Source organism: Ensifer sp. (assembly GCF_035999185.1).
In the GTDB taxonomy this organism is placed as follows: Bacteria; Pseudomonadota; Alphaproteobacteria; order Rhizobiales; family Rhizobiaceae; genus Ensifer.
Genome location: NZ_DASYHB010000186.1, coordinates 29209 through 47154 on the forward strand (window position 1 = coordinate 29209; position 17946 = coordinate 47154).

Here is a 17946-nt window from a genome sequence, read left to right on the forward strand (position 1 = left end):
CCAGCGGCTTTCTTATTATGTCAGGACCTGCGCAAAATCGACGTCATTTTTGCCACCGCGACAATGTTGGCAGTGGGCCATTTGCGCAAAATCCTGCATATCATTTGCTGAATTGCGCATCTGGAGTTTGGACATGGTCGAGAAAGTTGTGGTGGAGCTGGATCAGGTCGACCGGCGGATCATTCGGCTTCTGGTCGAGGATGCATCGCTCAGCAACAACGAGCTTGCCGCCAGGGTTGGCCTTTCACCGGCGCCGCTGTCGCGCCGTCTCGCCAGACTCTATGCGACGGGCGTCATCCGCCAGACGGTGGTGGTCGATCCGAAGGCAGCCGGTGTCGGCTTCCAGGCGTTTGTCGAGGTGACGCTGGAGCGGACGGCGAGCAAGGTCGGCCAGCGCTTCATCGAGCTCGTCTCGCGCATGCCGGAGGTGGTGGAGTGTCACACGGTCGCCGGCGATTTCGACTTTCTGCTGAAGATCGCGGTGCGGGACGTGGCGGATTACAAGCGCCTGCTCTGGAGCGAATTCGAGCAGGTCGCCGAAATCAAGACGCTGCGCTCGACCATTCTGCTCGACAGCCCGAAAATGACGGCCGCCACGGTGGCGTGACGGCCGACGTGAAGCCTACGCTTCGAGTGAGCCCGGCTTGCGCGTGGCGCTCGACGGCGTTGCGCAGGCGATCTTCATCAGGTCCGAGCGGCGTCGCGCAAGCCGGGTCGAGACGCGCGTGACGATAAGCCCGTCCTGCGGCGCCCGCACTTCGATCGTGCCATTTTCCTGGCCAGGACGCGAAAGAATGGTCACAAGCAGGTCGCCAGCCTTCACCCTTTCGCCGATGTCGCGGTGGAACAGGATTGCGCCTGCTTCGGGCGCGCGGATCATCTCGATATTGTCGAGCGGCGCAACGATGCCCGCGAACGGAGCGGGTGCACCTTCGTCGCCGGAGACAGCGCCGCGGGAGACGAGAAAGCGGAAGACGCCTTCGGCATCCTTGCGGGCGAGGTCGGGATAGACGTCGCGCGTGCCGCGAAGCTCGACCGTGACCGAGAGGCGGCCGGGAAGGCGCGTTTTCTTGTGCCCGGTTTCGTACTTCCAGGCATAGGCAACGGCCTCCTCGAAGGCGGAGCTTTCACCATCCGAAAGGAAGATCGCCTCCATGTCGAGCGCGGCTGCGAGATCGCCCGCCTCCGGCCAGAAGGCGTCGTCGATATAGGCGTATTGCAGCGCCTCGTCGTCGCAATGCAGGTCCAGCATCAGGTCCGCGCCGAGCGCCATGTGGAGCAATTGCCGCTTCAGCCGGTCGGTTGCCGAGTACCGATCCAGGTCCTCGATCAGGCTGTCACGGTCGGTCAGCGAAATCAGCGGAAAGTCGCGGTTGAAGTTGGTGCGCGAGCCGAGATCGAAGCGGCCCTGAAGCTCGCCGAAATGCGATTGCGCAGTGCCGATCGGGTTTGCCTGCGGCACGACGGTGATGTCGCCGAGAATGTCGCCGCTCTTTTCAGCCTGTTGCAGCTTTTCGAGGAGGAAATGCGCAAGCGCCGTGCCCGGCAGTTCGTTGGCATGCAGCGCCGCCTGGACATAGGTCTTCGGCGCGGCAGCGCTTCTGCCCTTGAAGTGGAAAACCGGCAGGCGCCATTCGATGCCGGGCGTGTCGCCGGCGATGATGATTTCGGAAATGTCCATGGGCTCCTCCCGTATCGTTTTGTTGAAGGCGCTTATCGGCATTCCGGCGGTGCTTCGCAAGTCGCTAAGAAGGGGGGTGGAAATCGGGTTGCCCGGATCTCGCTCTCGCGTTGACATCCGGTCTGTGCCTATTGTCGTCTGAAACCGTTAGCACGCACGGGAGGCGGAAAAATGATCCTGATAGGCCAATATGACTCCCCGTTCGTCCGTCGCGTCGGGATTGCCCTTAGCCTTTACGGCATCGCGTTTAAGCATCGCCCCTGGTCGTCCTTCGGCGATGCCGACGCGCTGCGCGCCTACAATCCGTTGACGCGTGTGCCGACCCTGGTGCTCGACGACGGTACGGTTCTCACCGACAGCCACATCATCCTCGATTACCTGGACAGCCTCGTTTCGGATGAAGACGTCATGTACCCTCGATCCGAGCCTGCGCGCCATCGTGCCCTGAGGATTGCGACGCTCGCAATGGGGCTCGGCGACAAGGCCGTCAGTCTGTTTTATGAGAACCGCCTGCACGAGGAAGTTTCCGTCACCTGGGTCGGCCGATGCCGTCGCCAGATCGAGGAAACGCTTGCCGTTCTCGAGGCGAGCCGCGCGGAAAGCCGGGGCGCGTATTGGCTCTCGGATCGCATCGGTCACGTCGATGTCGCCGTTGCGGTCGTGCTCCGCTTCCTGAGCGACGTGCACCCGGATCTGGTGGCGATCGAAAACTATCCCCACCTGACGTCCCATGCCGAGAAGCTGGAAGCACTGCCCGTGTTCCAGTCGATCAGCCAGCCCTTCATCCCGCCGGCCTGAGATTTTCCGCAAGGTTCCGGCAGAGGGCCGGGCACTTCACCGAGGCGTGGTGGTTCAGCTCGGCGGCATTCTCTCGAACTTCGGCAAAGCCGGATCGAGATGATCCCAGTCATGTCCACGCACGGCGTAGGTCACAACCTGAGGCCGGTAGCGGCTTGGATCGTCGAGGCTTGCCGCGCGAACGCTGAAGAACTGGGGCATGGCGGCAAACGTCATGTAGACGGGTGAACCGCAAGTGGGGCAGAAGCCACGGGTTTTCACGTTGCCGCTGTCGGCGACCATGTCCCAATGGGTTGCCGCGCCTTCAAGCTTTACGCCGTCGCGCGGGAACGTCATGTGCGATCCATGCCCCGTGCCGCTCTCGTGCTGGCAGTCGAGGCACTGGCAGTCGTTCGAAAACACCGGCTCTGCGGAAATCTCGTAACGGATCGCACCACAGGCACACCCGCCGCTATAGGGCTTGCTCATTCTTTCCTCCTGTTGGTCAAAGCTCTGCCGGCGGTGTCGCATTGCGCGACGCTCGTCATCGGTCCGGTTGTTTCCAGAATGTGGGCCGCTGGATCGCCTAGCGACGATACGGTTTCGGGCCTAGTTCTCTTCCTCGGCAATCGCGCCGAGGCGCGACAGTACCTTCGGCCAGCCATTGCTCATGTTGCTCAAGGCCGATGCGTTCTTCGGCATGACGAAGCCGGAATGAACGAGGCGAAGGCGGGTTCCGTTATCGACTTTCTCAAGCGTCCAGGTGACGACGGTGTCGAGGCGGGAGCCGTAGCCGACATTGCCTTCGTCTCCGCCCTTCCAGGAGTAGGCGAAGCGTTCGTTCGGGCGAACGTCCAGTACCTGGCAACGGATGGTCCCGTCCCAGGCGCCGGCCGGCGTCGTCTGGAAGGTGAAGTGCTTGCCCTCTACGGCTTCAAAACCTGTCGGCGGCATGATCCAGCGGCCCATCAGCTCGCCATTGGTCAAGGTCTTCCAGATCGTCTCCGGCGCATGCGGAAAGACCTCGTCGATGACGATGTCCTGCGTCTCGAATGTCACGGCTGCTGCTTCGTTCATGGATCAATCTCCTTCAGAAGAGTGCGCAGATTGGCAAAGCGGTCGCGCCAGAAGCTGCCGTAGTGGCTCATCCAGTCGACAAGTGGCGCCAGCCCTTCGGGCTCGGCGCGGTAGTAGACATTGCGTCCCTCCGGCCGCTCGGCGACGAGGCCAGCCTGCTTGAGCGATTTGAGGTGCTGGGAAATCGCGCCCTGCGTCACCCCGCTGCCACGCGTCAGCTCGACCACGGTGATTTCGTCGGCATTGGAGATGCGCTCGAACACGGCCCGCCGGGTCGGATCGGCAAGGGCGCGCATGACGGCGGTGATGGGGGCGGGTTCGATCATCATGCGAAAACAAATAGCATTCACTAATTGATTAGTCAACACTACTGAAAATGACGACAGAGAAAGGGCGGACCACTGGCCCGCCCTCCCGGTAAGCGATCGCGATGCGGATGCCGGGATTATGCCTATTTGCTCGCCTGCGCCGCCTTTTCGATGAGCGCCGCCACGGCCTCCGGCTTCGAGACGTAGACGGCATGGCTGCCGGCGGTCTCGACCACCGTGGAACCGGCGCGTTTTGCCATCTGGCGTTGGGCAGCCGGCGGGATCATGCGGTCGTCGGTCGCAACGAGGTAGAAGCTCGGCTTTTCCTTCCAGGCGGGAGCGGTGACGGTGCCGGCTGCCGCTTCCACCGCCCACGGCACCTGCGAGTCGGCCATGAAGGCTGCAAGCTCCGGGTCGACGTCGGCCGCGAAGGCGGCGGCGAACTTCGCCTTGTCGAGCGCGAGGAAACCGTCGACGGGCGGCAGGATCGGCGGAACCGGAGCGCCGGCCGGCGGGTTGGCGATGAGCGAGGAAACGGACTCGCCCTTATCTGGCGCGAAAGCGGCGATATAGACGACAGACTTCACCTTTTCGTCGGTGCCGGCTTCCGAAACGACCACGCCGCCATAGGAGTGGCCGACGAGCACGACCGGGCCGTCCTGTGCGGCGATCGCGCGCTTGGTGATGGCGACGTCGTCGGCGAGCGAAAGGGTTGGGTTCTGGACGATGGTGACGTTGTAACCGTCCTTCTTGAGGATGTTGTAGACGCCCTGCCAGCCCGAACCGTCAGCAAAGGCGCCATGCACCAGCACGACATTCTTGGCGGCGGGGGCGGCCTGGGCGGGCGTGAGCGCGCTTGCGGAGAGGGCGAAAGCGGCGGCGGCGATGAGGGACTTGAGCATTTCGGGTCTCCTTCGACTTTTTTGTTTTCGCGAAAATAATTATCGCGATAATCATCCTGTACGCCGACTCGGTTTTCTTGTAAAGATACTAATTATCGCGATATTGATTTTCGCGACAGAAAGCGCGCTGCGTTTCCTTAGGAGCCCCAGATGTCCAATGATCCTACGACCGTGCCGCTGGATAGCCAGCTTTGTTTTTCGATCTATTCGGCATCGATCGCCATCAACCGCGTCTACAAGCCGATGCTCGACGCGCTGGGGGTCACCTACACCCAGTATCTTGTCTTGAGCACGCTCTGGGAGAGGGACGGCCTGACGATCTCGGCGATAGCCGATCGGTTGGGCCTTGAGTCGAGCACGATTACGCCGGCCGTCAAGCGGCTTGAAGCCGCCGGTTTCCTTGGCCGCCACCGCAGCGTCACCGACGAGCGACAGGTGGAAGTGCACCTTTCAGCAAAGGGACGCGGCCTGCATGTGAAGACCGGTTGCCTGACAGATGCCCTGCTGAAAAATTCGGGCTTCACCATACCTGAGATGATCGACCTCAACGAGCGGGTTCGGACGTTGCGCGATGGAATGCGTGACGCGGTGAAGTAGCGGCGCCGCGCGGACCGAAGGGCCGGCGTGTCCGGATTTTGAGCGCGAAAAGTCGTGGCGAACCAGAGCTGCGCTTATCTCAGGCTGCCGATCGGGATGATCTCGGGCGCGCAGGTTTCGAACGGCCTGCCGTCCCAGCCGCCGAGCCACTGCTCCACGACGAGCCCGGCCTCGTCCATCATCGCGGTGAGGTCGTCATGAGCCGGAAAGGCGATCTTCGACTGGGCCGCGTAAGTGCGTCCGTCCGCTGCGATCCGGTAGAACGTATCGTACTCCACCACCCCGGTTGCAGGGTCGTGCCTCACGTCGTTCCAGGCGAGAGCCTTGCCAAAGACGGGATGCTCGATGTCACGCTCGGATTCGGCCGGTGTCCATTCCTTCCATTCCTCGACAACGGGATTGCGGCTGTCGAAGATGAAGTGCCCTTCGGGCGAAAGATGCGCGGCGATGGTCTTCAGCGCCGCAAGCTGATCGTCTTTTGTCAGGAATACCTGAAAGGCATGGCCGCTGAGCAGCACCATGTCGAACGTCTCGTCGAGGCGGATGGTCCGCCCGTCACCCTCGACCCAACGGACGCGGTCACCGCCGGGCCTTGACCTGGCGACATCCAGCATCGCGGCTGCCGGATCGACGCCGACGACCCGCTTTCCACTCTCGGCAAGAGCGGCACTCAGTAGGCCGGTGCCGCACCCCAGATCAAGGATCGAGGTGCGGCCTTCGGCCATGGTCGTCAGATATTCGCTGTCGGCGGTCCAGCCGTTCTCGATGTCGTAGAACTCTACAAGAACAGGATCGTTATAGAGCTTGTCCGCTGCCATCGAGGTTCCGGATCATTCCCACTCGATCGTGCCGGGCGGCTTCGAGGTGACGTCGTAGACGACACGGTTGATGCCACGGACCTCGTTGATGATGCGCGTTGCGGCGCGGCCGAGGAATTCCATGTCGTAGTGGTAGAAGTCCGCCGTCATGCCGTCGACAGAGGTGACGGCGCGAAGCGCACAGACGAACTCGTAGGTACGGCCGTCGCCCATGACGCCGACGGTCTGCACCGGCAGCAGTACGGCGAACGCCTGCCAGATGGCATCATAGAGGCCGGCCTTGCGGATTTCGTCGAGATAGATCGCATCGGCTTCGCGGAGAATCTCGAGCTTCTCGCGGCTGATGCCGCCCGGGCAGCGGATGGCAAGGCCCGGACCCGGGAAGGGGTGACGGCCGATGAAGCTGTCGGGCAGGCCGAGCTCGCGGCCGAGCACGCGGACTTCGTCCTTGAACAGTTCGCGCAGCGGCTCGACGAGCTGCATGTTCATGCGCTCGGGCAGGCCGCCGACATTGTGGTGCGACTTGATCGTGACCGACGGGCCGCCGGTAAAGGAGACGCTTTCGATGACATCGGGGTAAAGCGTGCCCTGGGCGAGGAAATCGGCGCCGCCGAGCTTCTTTGCCTCTTCCTCGAACACTTCGATGAACAGGCGGCCGATGATCTTGCGCTTGGTTTCCGGGTCGCTCTGGCCTTCGAGTTCGCCGATGAAGCGGTCGGACGCGTCGACGTGCAGGAGGTGCAGGTTGTAGTGCTCCTCGAACATCGCAACGACGTTCTTCGCCTCGTCCTTGCGCATCAGGCCGTGGTCGACGAGGATGCAGGTCAGCTGGTCGCCGACGGCCTCATGGATGAGGAGGGCTGCAACGGAGCTGTCGACGCCGCCCGAAAGCGCGCAGATGACCTTCTTGTCGCCGACCTGCTTGCGGATCGCCTCGACGGCCTTGGCGCGGTAGGCCGACATCGACCAGTCGCCCTTTATGCCGGCGATCTTGTGCACGAAGTTGGAAATCAGCTTGGCGCCATCGGGCGTGTGCACCACTTCCGGGTGGAACTGCACGGCGTAATACTTGCGCTTCTCGTCGGCGATGAAGGCGAAGGGCGCGTTGGCCGAGGTCGCGACGACCTCGAAGCCTTCGGGGATCGCGGTGACGCGGTCGCCATGCGACATCCAGACCTGGTGGCGCGAGCCGACCGACCAGAGGCCCTCAAACAGCGGGCAGTCTTTCTCGACTTCGAGGAAGGCGCGGCCGAATTCGCGGTGGTGGCCGCTTTCGACCTTGCCGCCGAGCTGGGCGCAGATCGTCTGCTGGCCATAGCAGATGCCGAAGACCGGAAGACCGCTGTCGAAGATCACCTGGGGTGCACGCGGCGAGCCGATGTCGAGCGTCGATGCCGGGCTGCCGGAAAGGATCACGGCCTTCGGCTTCAGGCGCTGGAAGCCTTCTTCAGCCGACTGGAACGGCACGATTTCACAGTAAACACCGGATTCACGTACGCGCCTTGCGATGAGCTGCGTCACCTGGCTGCCGAAATCGACGATAAGGACGGTGTCGGGATGGGCTGTCTGGGTCATTGGAAGCCTTCAAACAAGCTTGATCATGGCGAGCCTTTAATGAAAGCCCGCCACCAGCGCAACGATTCAATTGCACCCCGACAATTCCGGGGTTTCAGAGCCGGATGGCGCCGCTCGAAACCGCATTCTCCAATCGGTCGATCACGCCTGCAAGCTTCTCGTCGATGACATGGAGGTATTCCGTCCAGTCGCTGACGTGCTTCAGCTCCGCCTTGCCGTCGGAGATACCGCGCAGAGCAATCAAGGCAACCCCGAAGGCTTGGCAGGCGCGCAGCACCGCAAAGGTCTCCATCTCGACCATGTCGGCATCGATCGTCTCGTAGGCCGCACCGGAGACGATGTTGGCGCCGGTTGAAAGCCGGGCTTCGCGCACGCCGGGGACCCTCAGCGGCAGCGGCACCACGGCCGGCAGGTCGAGAAACGGGGTTCTGCCCTTCTCGAAGCCGAGCGGCGAAGCGTCCATGTCGCGATAGCCGACGGAGACCGCCTGGTAGACTTCCGTCTGTTCGAGGTTGGCGGCCCCGGCCGAGCCGAGCGAGACAACCAGATCTGGCAGCCCTTCGCGCGCTGCCAGGTCGGCAAGCGTGCGCGTCAGCACGACGGCGGCCTCGACGGGTCCAACGCCGGTCATCAGCGGCTGGATGCGTTCCTTCAGATGCGGCCCGTATTCGGCATCGACCGCCATGACATAGAGGACCCTCTGCCCGGCGATGTCCTTGACTGCAAAACTCATCCCTCGATCCCCTCGCGTCCCCGTACCACCATCATCGTTCCGGTCATCGAGGCGATCAGCTTGGCCGGTCCGTCCGAGCGGATCGCATAGCCGCGCCCGTCGGAAACGATGATCGTCGAGCCGGGCTTGGTCACCTCGCCGCGAAACAGGAAACGTTCGCCGCGCCCAGGCGAAAGCAAGTTGACCTTGAACTCGATCGTCAGGATCGAGGCGTCCGGGTCGATCACCGAATAGGCGGCATAGGTGCCGGCCGAATCCAGTGCCGCCGAGATGACGCCCGCATGCAGGAAGCCGTGCTGTTGCGTCAGCTTGTCGTCGAAGGGCAGCTCGATTTCCACCGTGCCCTGTTCGACCAGCGTCAGTTCGGCGCCGATCGTGCGCATGGCCGCCTGCCGCGCGAAGCTATCGCGGATGCGCTTTCGGAAATCGGGAGGATCACGTTCGTCCATCAGTCGGAAAGGCCTTTTTTAGCGGCACCATTGCCCGCATGCCGCCGGACAGTGGCATGACCGCTATGGCGCGACAAGTTCAATTCATGAGGAAAATCGAGCCGTTGAGCACGGCAGCGAAAGCCACCCACGCGAGATAGGGCAGGAACAGCAGGGCCGAAAGGCGATCCTTGGACCAGCTTGCGACGACAACGCCGGCGACCGCGATCACGAGCGCGAGGATGACGATCAATGCCGACGAGATATCCTGCATGCCGAAGAACAGTGGCGACCAGAGGAAGTTGAGGAACATCTGTGCGAACCACAGTCGCATCGCAGCGGTGCGGCGATGGTCGAGAAACAGCCGCGCGCCGACAATGCCGATCATCACGTAGAGGATCGACCACACCGGAGCGAAAATCCAGTTGGGCGGATTGAAGGTGGGCTTGATGAGCGACTGGTACCATTCGCCGGGGATGTTGTTGTAGCCGATGAGAAGGCCGAACCCGAGAACGGCGGTGATGAAGGCTGCGTAGATAACGGTTCTGTTCATGTCTGCCACAGATAGAACAGAGTTTCAGGCTTTCCAGCATCGCGAGCCGTTTCGAAGCCGCCATGCGGCACCTATATCATGGGACATGAAGACCATCCGACGCATCGACATCCGGCCGGCCGGCCCTGATGACATCATGATGATCGCCTCTGTTATCGTCGAAACCTGGCGATCGACCTTCCGTGGGCTGATTTCCGATGCCTTTCTCGACGCCATGACTGTCGAGGAACAGGCGCTTCGCCATGCCAGGCGGATGCGCGTCGCCGACGTCTTTCATCTGGTCGCGGTCGACATGAGCACGAACAAGGTGATCGGCTTTGCCAACTACGGCAAAGCCCGTTCGATGCCGCCGCGTTTCGATCGCGAACTCTATGCGCTCTATATCCTCGAGGAGTATCAAGGGGCGGGCATCGGTTCGGCGCTGGTGCGCAGCGTTGCAGCCCATTGCCGCGAACTGGGCGGCAAATCGCTGTTTGCCTGGGTGCTTTCCAGCAATCCGAACCGGGCGTTCTACGAGCATCTCGGTGCCGTCGCCGTCGGCAAGGGCCAGGTGAGCCTTGGCGGTGAAAACCACGAGCAGACGGCCTATCGCTGGAGCGATCTGGCAAAGCTCTCGGGTGAGGGGCGCTTCTCGGCCTGAGAGCGTCTCTGCCTATGCCAGGCGAACGATATGCTGATCCCAGGCGACGCGGCTCTGTTCCCGCTTGAAGTGACCGTCATAGGAGGAGACGGCAAAGCCTTGCGCGGCGGCGGCCACACCCGCTGCCTCGGCGACGCGTTCCTCTCTCAGTACCGCGCCCGTGCGCGCATCGAGCGTTACGGCGACGCCGCCTTTCGGTGACGTCAGGCCGATCAGACCTTCGTGGCGGTTGACGGCGATAGCGCCGACATAGTTTGAAAGCGCCTCCGTCGTGCGCTCCGGCAGCGACAGGAATTTCAGGTCTTCGCCCTTGGAGAAGGACCCGACCAGCGGCGGCAGATCGTTGCGCGCGCCCTCATACTGGCAGGCAAACCAGATCTCGCCTTTCGGGCCGATGTCGACATGGCGGGTCGAAAGCCGGCTGAGGTCGTGTGGCAGCCCGTGTTTCTGGACGAGCGCACCGGTCTGCGTATCCACCAGCGTCAGGCTCGGCTCCATGTGGTCGAGATTGAGCTTGGTGCGGCCGAAATCCGGATGGGTCTCGATGCCGCCATTGGCAATGGCAAGCAGCCGACCGTCGGCGGTCAGCGTCATGTCGTGCGGGCCAATGCCATAGGTCGGAAATTCGCCGATGCGGGCAAACCTGTCGCTGCCGTCGTAGATGCCGACCATGCCGCGGTTGGCGGCAAAGTCGTTTTCGGTCGCGTAGAGCAGCTTGCCGTCCGCCGAGAAGCAGCCGTGGCCATAGAAATGGCGCCCCTCGGCGGCGGCGATGACGATGGGGTCGGCCGCGCCGTCGGTCGCAAGGATCATCGCATAGGTGCCCGGACGGCGGGCAAAGGCGACCGCACGGCGGCTGACGTGGGAATAGGCCATGCCGTGCGCGCGGGCCGGAAGCGCCGTCTTGTCGATGATCGCGCCGGCTTCCGTCAGCGTCGCGACTCCGTAGCTTCCGTCGGGTGTCATGAAGGCCGAGGCGAAGACCGCATCCGCTCGCGAGAGAGCGAATGCCCCGTCGGGCGCAAGGCCAGCCACCCAGGCGGCCCCGGCCATCTTCAGAAAACTGCGGCGGTCGATCAGTCCCGTGGCGGCCGTCATGCCATCCTCGCTTGCCTATGGGTATTCACAGTCCCGAACGATGGCGGGACTGTGACTTTGCAGTTTGCAGGCTCAGAGCCAGCCGCGCCGCTTGAAGTAGAAATAGGGCACGATCGCCGAGGCCACCATCAGCATCAGGGCAGCCGGATAGCCGAATTCCCATTGCAACTCCGGCATCACGCCGAAATTCATGCCGTAGATCGAAGCGACCAGTGTCGGCGGCAGGAACACGACGGCGGCGACCGAGAAGATCTTGATGATCTGGTTCTGCTCGAGATTGATGAGGCCGAGCGTCGCGTCGAGCAGGAAGTTGATCTTGTTCGACAGGAACAGGGCGTGATCGCCAAGCGAGGTCGCATCCCTTTGGATCAGCTTGATCCGCTGCCGGCTTTCCTTGCCCGCCTTGCGCGGCCCCATGCCCTCGAGCGCCACGTGATAGGCGACGAGCCGGCCGATGCTGACGAGGCTTTCGCGAATGACCGTCAACAGGTCGCCCTTCTGACCGATCTGCTCGATCAGCGACTGCAGGTCGCGCGTCTTCTTGGTGGCGCTGGCATTGGTCTTGCGGAACACTTCCCGCGAGATTCCGTCGACCTCGCTGCCGGCACGCTCCAGCGCATCCGCCGTGCGGTCGATGATCGCTTCGAGCAATCCCAGCATCACCAGTTCGCCGCTCTCACAGATCTGGCCGTTTGCCTTCTGGATGCGGTTGGAAAAATTCTGGAACGGCTTTGGGTCCGCATGGCGCACGGTGACGAGCGTCGTCCCCTTGAGGATGAAGGTCACCGGCACCTTGACCGGGTAATCGCTGTCGAGCTTGGCGGCCGCCGTCATCGTCATGAACTCGGCGCCGGCCTCCTGGTAAAGGCGGTCGGAGAGCTCGATCTCCTGCATCTCGTCCCGGGTCGGGATCTCGATGCCGAGCTGGCCCTCGACGAGGCGCGTTTCCTCGGTCGACGGATTGTAGAGGTCGTACCAGATCGCCGGCGTCGGCAAGGCGATGCCATCGATCATGTCGACAAGCACGAGGTGGCTGTTCTGGCTTTTGTAGATGCGCAGCATTTTGGGCTCCATAGGGCGAGTCATCCGACCGCCTGAAGCCCTGATCAATCAGGACCGGACGGCCGTGAGCGTGAAGGCTCGACTTCGACTGTCGGGGTTCATTGGGAGTTGGTCCTTGTGGTGAAACGTGCCCGCGAAAGCGGACACGAAGAGCGCTTTGCGCCCAAATGCCGTGATTGTCAACACCCGGTCGGATGGGCCCTTTTGTTAGTCGCCGTCGGCAAAGGAGAAGCCGGCGCCAAGCCCGATCGCGCCGCCGAAATCCTTGTTCAGCCGGTCGAGCAGGTCGTTGGTGTTGAGCGACAGGAAGGCGAGCTTGGCGCGCTTGTCCTTGTCGGCAAGGGCTGCATCGATCGGCCCGTCGATGTTGCCGGCCATCCCGATCACCGACTTGAACACGAAGTCGGCGGAACCCGCCACCGAGCGGCTGTCTTCCGGCAAGAGGCTCTGCATGTCGGCGACGTCGAACAAGGTCTTCAAGCCACGGACATTGCCGGCAATCGAGGCCATCGTGTTGCCGGAGCGCCAGTAGATTGCGAGCTTCGGATGGCCCTTGTCGTCCTTGCCTTCGTAGAACGGTTTCAGCCGCTGGTCCTTCACCGTCTCGACGCCATGGACGAGAATGCCGAGCAGCTCGGTCGCAGCCTCCCGGTTATCGCGGAACTCGGGGTTTTCAGGCCCCGGATGCTTCCAGGCCGCCTGAATGCCATCCGGCTTCTGCCAGGCGGCGAGGAATTCATTGGCGATGTCATCGAGGTTCTTGGTGATCGCCAGGCCATAGCGGCAGCGGAAGTCTCCCGCCTTGCCCGCAAGCGCCTCGGCGCCGGTGCCGTAGAGCACGTATTCGAGCGCACCCAGCCCTTGCGCGGCAACGCTCTTGCCCTTCAGCTTGGCCACGTCGGTGGCGCTTTCGTCCCCCTTGGAGAGGATCGCCTGCACCTGTTTCAGGCCTGTGCTCTTGCGGTCGGGATAGAAGAGGAAGCGTTCGAAGCGGTTCTGTTCGAGCGCCGGACCGAGCCTCACCACCTCGATCGCCGACCACGCGCCGACCAGATCGGAAAACTTGGCTTGGGCGGTCTCAAGCGCCGGCTTCGACGGTGCTGCGCAGAGCTTGGCCGTTGCCTCGCTTGCGGTCGCCGCCTTCTCAGCCAGGTTGCGATAGCCGGGGATGATGAAATCGTCGACGGCCTTGGCCATGACCGTTGGCACGGCCGCCTCGTTGACGACGCGCGGGGAAAGCGCACTTCCCTCCTGCGCCAACGCGGGCAAAGCGATGGTGCTCAAGGCGAATGCGAGGGCAAGCTTGGGTAGGTGGGTCATCACAAAGACTCCAGGAAGGCAAGGAGATCGCGGCGATCGCTTGCGGCAAGGGCGGCAAAGGCGTCGCGGGCCTTCTGCCCCTCGCCGCCGTGCCAGAGGATCGCTTCGGTAAAGTTGCGGGCGCGTCCGTCGTGGAGCAGGAAAGTGTGCCCGCTGACGGTCTTCGTCAAGCCGATGCCCCAGAGCGCTGGCGTGCGCCATTCGCGGCCGGAAGCAACGCCCACCTGCTGTCCATCGGCAAGGCCGTCGCCCATGTCGTGCAGCAGGAAATCGGAATAGGGCCAGATCAGCTGGAAGGATTGCGCCTTGCCGACGGTGTCGCGGCGGGTGACGAATTTCGGCGTGTGGCAACTGGTGCAGCCGGTATCGTAGAAGACCTTCTTGCCACGAAGCGTCTCGGCCAAGCTCGCCTTGCGCCGAGCCGGCACAGCAAGGTTTTCCGAATAGAAAGTTACGAGGTTGAGCACCGGATCGGGTGCCTCGGTGGGCCCGAGACGCGGCTGCACGCCGGTCGGCATGTCGAGACACTTGGTCTGTGCGGCGGTGCAGTCGCCATGCGGCCGATCGGCGTCAGGCGAGGAAATGCCGATATCGGTGGCAAAGGCATCGGCGCTCTGCTGTCGAACGGTGGCGTTCTGCGCCTTCCAGCCGAAGCGTCCCAGCATCAGCTCGCCGGTCTTGGCGTCGCGCGTCAGCGCCGGACGGCCGCTGATGCCGTCGCCGTTTGCATCGTCAGGGTCGGCCAGCGCCAGGATGTCGGCCTCGTGGATCGCCTCGATCAGGCCAAGGCCGATCATCGGCTGCGCCACGCGCGGCGAAAGCGTCGTGGTCGGATCGAGCGGTCCGTAGGCCAGGTCAGCTACGGTGTATGTCGGTCGCCGCAAGGAAGCGGTTTCACCATCGGGGAAAGTGAAGGCTTCTTCTGCGTAGCTGATTTTCAGGTGACCTTCGGCCGCAAGCCCGGGCACGGCGCTGTCCTGAAGCTGGGCGCCATAGACCGGGTCGCCGAAGTTCACCACCTCGTGCGCAGCGATCATCCGACGCTCCTTATCGTCACGCGGCGGCCGCGCCAGGCGGAAGAACATCGAGGTCGTGTCGGTGGAGCCCTCGGGCGGGCGACCGCGCCCGTCCTTCAGGTGACAGCTCTGGCAGGCGCGGGCGTTGTAGAGCGGGCCGAGACCGTCGGAGGCCTGGGTGGAGGAGGGAGAGGAAACCCAGAGCTTGCGGAAGAGCGCATTGCCGAGCTTGAAGCCTTCCTCTTCCTGAAAGGTGAGATTGGCCGAGAACTGCGAAAAACTGTCGGCATTGACGGGCGCGATCGAGGTCGCCGCACCCCCGGACATGGCCTCGAAGGTTTCGGCCTTGGAGAAATCCGTCGTCAACCGCGTCACCGTTGCGACGCGATCGCGATCGGTGCTGCTGAGATCGGTACGTGTTGTCGGAAGGTCGTCGCCGGCAACGGCGGGGAGGGCGGTCGCGAACGCCGGAGCAAGAAGAAGCGCGAGAAGGCGAAATGCGCCAGGTTTCATCAGGGGAGGATCGGGCCGCACCGGTTTCTGGCGGCCCGCCTTTTCAGCTTATTGGAAGACAGCGTTAGGATTGTCCAGGCTGTCGGAACCTTCAAGCTCGATGGTGCCGAGATCCAGCGACGCAATGACGCGCTGAACGGTCTTCGCCTGGGCGATCAGGCCGTCGATCGCCGCCTGAACCGTGGCGTTGCCCTCGGCATTGCCTTCGCCGATCATCTGGTCGTAGGCCTCGGTGGTTTCCGCGCGCTTGGCCATCGCCTGCATCTTCTCGACCGTGGTCGAAAGGTTGCCGGTCATCTCCTTGTCGAGTGCTGCGTCTTTGGCAGCAACAAGCTCGGAGAGCGACGGGCCGGTCATCTTGGTGCCGTCGACGCGGGTGTATTCGCCGGTATAGGCCGACTGGATGCCGATCGCGTCGTGCAGATGCGAGTTGTGCGTGTTGTCGGAGAAGCAATCATGCTCTTCTTCCGGATCATGCAGGAGCAGGCCGAGCTTCATGCGCTCGCCGGCAAGTTCACCGTAGGAGAGCGAGCCCATGCCGGTGAGGATGGCGACGAGACCGGCCTTCGGGTCGGCTTCGACCGCTTTGGTGGCGGCGCCATCCGGCGTCCAGTTACCGACCATTTCCTTGAGGTCGGAAACGAGCAGCTCGGTCGCAGCCTTCAGGTAGGCGGCGCGGCGGTCGCAATTGCCGCCGGTGCAGGCCTTGGCGTCATAGTCGGTGTAGGGGCGGTTGCCAGCGCCGGCCTTGGTGCCGTTCAGGTCCTGACCCCAGAGCAGGAATTCGATCGCATGATAGCCGGTTGCGACGTTGGCCTCGATGCCGCCAGCTTCCTGCAGCGTGCCCGCGAGGAATTCCGGCGTGATGTTGGAGGCGTCGACGTCTTTGCCGTCGATCTTGATCGTCTTGTTGGCAATCACGTTGGCGGTGAAGAGCGCGTTCTCGTCGCTCTCGGTGCCGTAGCTCGGGTCGACATAGTCGATCAGGCCTTCGTCGAGCGGCCAAGCGTTGACCTTGCCTTCCCACTCGTCAACGATGGCGTTGCCGAAGCGGTAGACTTCGGTTTCCTGGTAGGGATTGCGGGCCTTCAGCCAGGCTTGGCGCGCCGCCTTCAGCGTTTCCTCGCTCGGCGTCGCGATCAATGCGTCGACAGCCTTGTCGAGCGCTTCGGCCGTCGTCAGCGCGTCTTCGAACTTGGCATGGGCGACGGCGGTATAGTGCTTCACCACCGCAGCCGCGTCCGTCGCGGCGTGGGCCGGCTGCAGGGCCAGTGCCGACGTTGCCGTCATCAGCGCGAGCGCGGCGCCGCGGAAGAAATTCTTGGTCATGACCCTCTCCTGTTGCTTCTTCGGCGTAGCCGAGCGAGCCCGCGGATGCGGCGTCGTTCAGGCGTCGGGCCCTAAAGAAAAGGCCCCGCCGGGCCTGCTTCTCATGAACCAAAAGCAAACTGGTGTCAAAGTGTATAGTTTAGAACGTTTTCAATCTGATGCGCGTGTTTTGACTGTTGTCAAACGGCGTCAACCCTTGCGTTGCATCAGGCAGAAGAAGAAGCCGTCCGTGCCTGTCGAGGCGGGGGTCAGCGTCACCGTCTTCATGTCCGCAGACCAGGGCTGCGGCTTGTCGGTGCCGAAGAGCGTCGCCCAGATGTCGGCGGCAGACAGGATCTCGAACTCCGGATTGTCCTCGCAGAAGCCGTAGACCTGGGCTTCGTTTTCCTCAGGCAGAACCGAGCAGGTGACGTAGATCAGGTGGCCGCCCGGGCGGACGAACTGCGCTGCACTCGCCAGCGCCTCTTCCTGCTGCGAAATGCGCTCTTCCAGGTTCTTCTGGTTGAGCCGCCACTTCGTATCGGGACGACGGCGCCAGGTTCCGGTTCCGGTGCAGGGCGCATCGACCAGCACGCGGTCGAAACGGCCGGCAAGCGGCGCGAGGCTGTCGGTGGATTCATGCACCTGGACATTGCGGGTGCCCGCGCGCTTCAGCCGCTCGATGATCGGGGCGAGGCGCTTGCGGTCGGTGTCGTAGGCGTGCACCTGGCCCTTGTTGTTCATGGCCGCCGACATGGCGAGCGTCTTGCCGCCACCGCCGGCACAGTAGTCGAGCACCTGTTCGCCTTCCTGCGGAAAGGCGAGGTCTGCCACGATCTGCGAGCCTTCGTCCTGGACCTCGAACCAGCCTTTCTGGAAAGAGAGCTCGGCGGTCACGTTCGGCAGGCGCGAGGCGCCTTCGCCGGCGGGGATGCGGATACCGTTACGGGCGATCGTGGCAGGCTCTGCGCCGCTGCGCTCCAGCGCCTTCAGCACCTTGGCACGCGAGGCCTTGAGCGTATTGGCGCGCAGATCGAGCGTCGGCCGGCCGGCGAGCGCCTTGGCCTCGTCGAGCCAATCGTCGGAGAAGTTCTCTTCGAACGAAGCCTGGACCCACTCGGGGATGTCGCCCTGGATATGGGCGGCGGCGTCTTCGAGACGGCGGGTGGCGAAGGCTTGCGCCATTTCGGCAGATGGCATCTCCGGCGCAAACTTGTCGCCGTCGAGTTCGGCAGCCAGTGTCTCGGGCGAAAAGCCCCACTGGCGATACATCACGGCATGGCCGAGTGCTGCCGCGCTGTCGCTGTCCATCAGGTAGGCGTGGGAGAGTTTCATGCGAAGGGCGTCGTAGACGATGTTGCCGATCGCGGAGCGGTCGCCGGATCCGGCGAAACGGTGGGACAGGCCCCAATCCTTGAGCGCGTCGGCGACCGGGCGCTTCCGCTTTTCGATATCCTCAAGAACCTCAATGGCTCCAGCGAGCCTGCCGCCCAAACGCATCTTCGATCAACTCCTTTTTCGCCGTGGTAACGGCGATGGC

At 63.1% G+C, this 17946-nt stretch carries 20 protein-coding genes; 4 read left to right on the top strand and 16 right to left on the bottom strand.

Annotated features, from left to right (window positions below; all coding sequences use genetic code 11):
- The first annotated feature begins 133 nt into the window (after window positions 1-133).
- On the top strand, window positions 134-607 hold the full coding sequence (locus tag VGO04_RS25220) for an Lrp/AsnC family transcriptional regulator (RefSeq protein WP_327498698.1): 474 nt from the start codon (window positions 134-136) through the stop codon (window positions 605-607).
- A 15-nt stretch (window positions 608-622) separates the two neighbouring features.
- On the opposite strand, the gene VGO04_RS25225 is transcribed toward VGO04_RS25220, so the two are convergent.
- The gene (locus VGO04_RS25225; RefSeq protein ID WP_327498699.1) at window positions 623-1681 is read right to left on the bottom strand and encodes a succinylglutamate desuccinylase/aspartoacylase family protein; all 1059 of its coding nucleotides are present in this window, start codon (window positions 1679-1681) and stop codon (window positions 623-625) included.
- 171 nt (window positions 1682-1852) lie between these two features.
- On the opposite strand from VGO04_RS25225, the gene VGO04_RS25230 reads away from it, so the two are divergent.
- Entirely contained in the window at window positions 1853-2479 is a 627-nt protein-coding gene (locus VGO04_RS25230) for a glutathione S-transferase family protein (protein ID WP_327498700.1), read from the top strand.
- Window positions 2480-2533: 54 nt separating this feature from the next.
- Here the strand turns inward: VGO04_RS25230 and VGO04_RS25235 are convergent, their stop codons facing one another.
- The 4 genes from VGO04_RS25235 to VGO04_RS25250 all read right to left on the bottom strand — a co-directional run bounded on the left by VGO04_RS25235 (window position 2534) and on the right by VGO04_RS25250 (window position 4745).
- Window positions 2534-2947 carry a GFA family protein gene (locus VGO04_RS25235; RefSeq protein WP_327498701.1) on the bottom strand — a complete coding sequence of 138 codons (414 nt, stop codon included), beginning with the start codon at window positions 2945-2947 and terminating at the stop codon, window positions 2534-2536.
- Window positions 2948-3067: 120 nt separating this feature from the next.
- Complete coding sequence (locus VGO04_RS25240; protein ID WP_327498702.1) at window positions 3068-3535, bottom strand: SRPBCC domain-containing protein; 468 nt, start codon at window positions 3533-3535, stop codon at window positions 3068-3070.
- Window positions 3532-3861 (bottom strand): metalloregulator ArsR/SmtB family transcription factor, encoded by a 330-nt coding sequence (locus tag VGO04_RS25245; protein ID WP_327498717.1) that lies wholly within the window; start codon window positions 3859-3861, stop codon window positions 3532-3534. The genes VGO04_RS25240 and VGO04_RS25245 overlap by 4 nt, the downstream gene beginning before the upstream one ends.
- 125 nt (window positions 3862-3986) lie before the next feature.
- Window positions 3987-4745 carry an alpha/beta hydrolase gene (locus VGO04_RS25250; RefSeq protein ID WP_327498703.1) on the bottom strand — a complete coding sequence of 253 codons (759 nt, stop codon included), beginning with the start codon at window positions 4743-4745 and terminating at the stop codon, window positions 3987-3989.
- A 150-nt stretch (window positions 4746-4895) separates the two neighbouring features.
- On the opposite strand from VGO04_RS25250, the gene VGO04_RS25255 reads away from it, so the two are divergent.
- Complete coding sequence (locus VGO04_RS25255) at window positions 4896-5342, top strand: MarR family transcriptional regulator (RefSeq protein WP_327498704.1); 447 nt, start codon at window positions 4896-4898, stop codon at window positions 5340-5342.
- 74 nt (window positions 5343-5416) lie between these two features.
- On the opposite strand, the gene VGO04_RS25260 is transcribed toward VGO04_RS25255, so the two are convergent.
- The 5 genes from VGO04_RS25260 to VGO04_RS25280 form a co-directional block, all read right to left on the bottom strand.
- Window positions 5417-6160: a class I SAM-dependent methyltransferase gene (locus VGO04_RS25260; protein ID WP_327498705.1), complete on the bottom strand. Its 744-nt coding sequence runs from the start codon at window positions 6158-6160 to the stop codon at window positions 5417-5419.
- A gap of 12 nt (window positions 6161-6172) precedes the next feature.
- Window positions 6173-7735, bottom strand: a complete 1563-nt coding sequence (gene guaA / locus VGO04_RS25265) for a glutamine-hydrolyzing GMP synthase (protein WP_327498706.1) — start codon at window positions 7733-7735, stop codon at window positions 6173-6175.
- A 94-nt stretch (window positions 7736-7829) separates the two neighbouring features.
- Window positions 7830-8468: a 5'-methylthioadenosine/S-adenosylhomocysteine nucleosidase gene (locus VGO04_RS25270; protein ID WP_327498707.1), complete on the bottom strand. Its 639-nt coding sequence runs from the start codon at window positions 8466-8468 to the stop codon at window positions 7830-7832.
- Window positions 8465-8917, bottom strand: coding sequence for a PaaI family thioesterase (locus VGO04_RS25275; protein WP_104662563.1), 453 nt, complete (start codon window positions 8915-8917; stop codon window positions 8465-8467). The genes VGO04_RS25270 and VGO04_RS25275 overlap by 4 nt, the downstream gene beginning before the upstream one ends.
- Before the next feature lie 79 nt (window positions 8918-8996).
- Complete coding sequence (locus tag VGO04_RS25280) at window positions 8997-9449, bottom strand: TspO/MBR family protein (protein WP_327498708.1); 453 nt, start codon at window positions 9447-9449, stop codon at window positions 8997-8999.
- A gap of 85 nt (window positions 9450-9534) precedes the next feature.
- On the opposite strand from VGO04_RS25280, the gene VGO04_RS25285 reads away from it, so the two are divergent.
- Window positions 9535-10089 (top strand): GNAT family N-acetyltransferase, encoded by a 555-nt coding sequence (locus VGO04_RS25285; protein ID WP_327498709.1) that lies wholly within the window; start codon window positions 9535-9537, stop codon window positions 10087-10089.
- Between the two features lie 12 nt (window positions 10090-10101).
- On the opposite strand, the gene VGO04_RS25290 is transcribed toward VGO04_RS25285, so the two are convergent.
- From VGO04_RS25290 to VGO04_RS25315, 6 genes are all read right to left on the bottom strand, one after another.
- Window positions 10102-11187: a DUF1513 domain-containing protein gene (locus VGO04_RS25290; protein ID WP_327498710.1), complete on the bottom strand. Its 1086-nt coding sequence runs from the start codon at window positions 11185-11187 to the stop codon at window positions 10102-10104.
- Between the two features lie 72 nt (window positions 11188-11259).
- On the bottom strand, window positions 11260-12249 hold the full coding sequence (locus VGO04_RS25295) for a magnesium transporter CorA family protein (RefSeq protein ID WP_327498711.1): 990 nt from the start codon (window positions 12247-12249) through the stop codon (window positions 11260-11262).
- 207 nt (window positions 12250-12456) lie between these two features.
- Window positions 12457-13569 carry an imelysin family protein gene (locus VGO04_RS25300; protein WP_327498712.1) on the bottom strand — a complete coding sequence of 371 codons (1113 nt, stop codon included), beginning with the start codon at window positions 13567-13569 and terminating at the stop codon, window positions 12457-12459.
- On the bottom strand, window positions 13569-15098 hold the full coding sequence (locus tag VGO04_RS25305; protein ID WP_327498713.1) for a di-heme oxidoredictase family protein: 1530 nt from the start codon (window positions 15096-15098) through the stop codon (window positions 13569-13571). The genes VGO04_RS25300 and VGO04_RS25305 overlap by 1 nt, the downstream gene beginning before the upstream one ends.
- A 48-nt stretch (window positions 15099-15146) precedes the next feature.
- Complete coding sequence (locus VGO04_RS25310) at window positions 15147-16427, bottom strand: imelysin family protein (RefSeq protein WP_327498714.1); 1281 nt, start codon at window positions 16425-16427, stop codon at window positions 15147-15149.
- A gap of 189 nt (window positions 16428-16616) precedes the next feature.
- On the bottom strand, window positions 16617-17906 hold the full coding sequence (locus VGO04_RS25315) for an RsmB/NOP family class I SAM-dependent RNA methyltransferase (protein ID WP_327498715.1): 1290 nt from the start codon (window positions 17904-17906) through the stop codon (window positions 16617-16619).
- Window positions 17907-17946 lie beyond the last annotated feature (40 nt).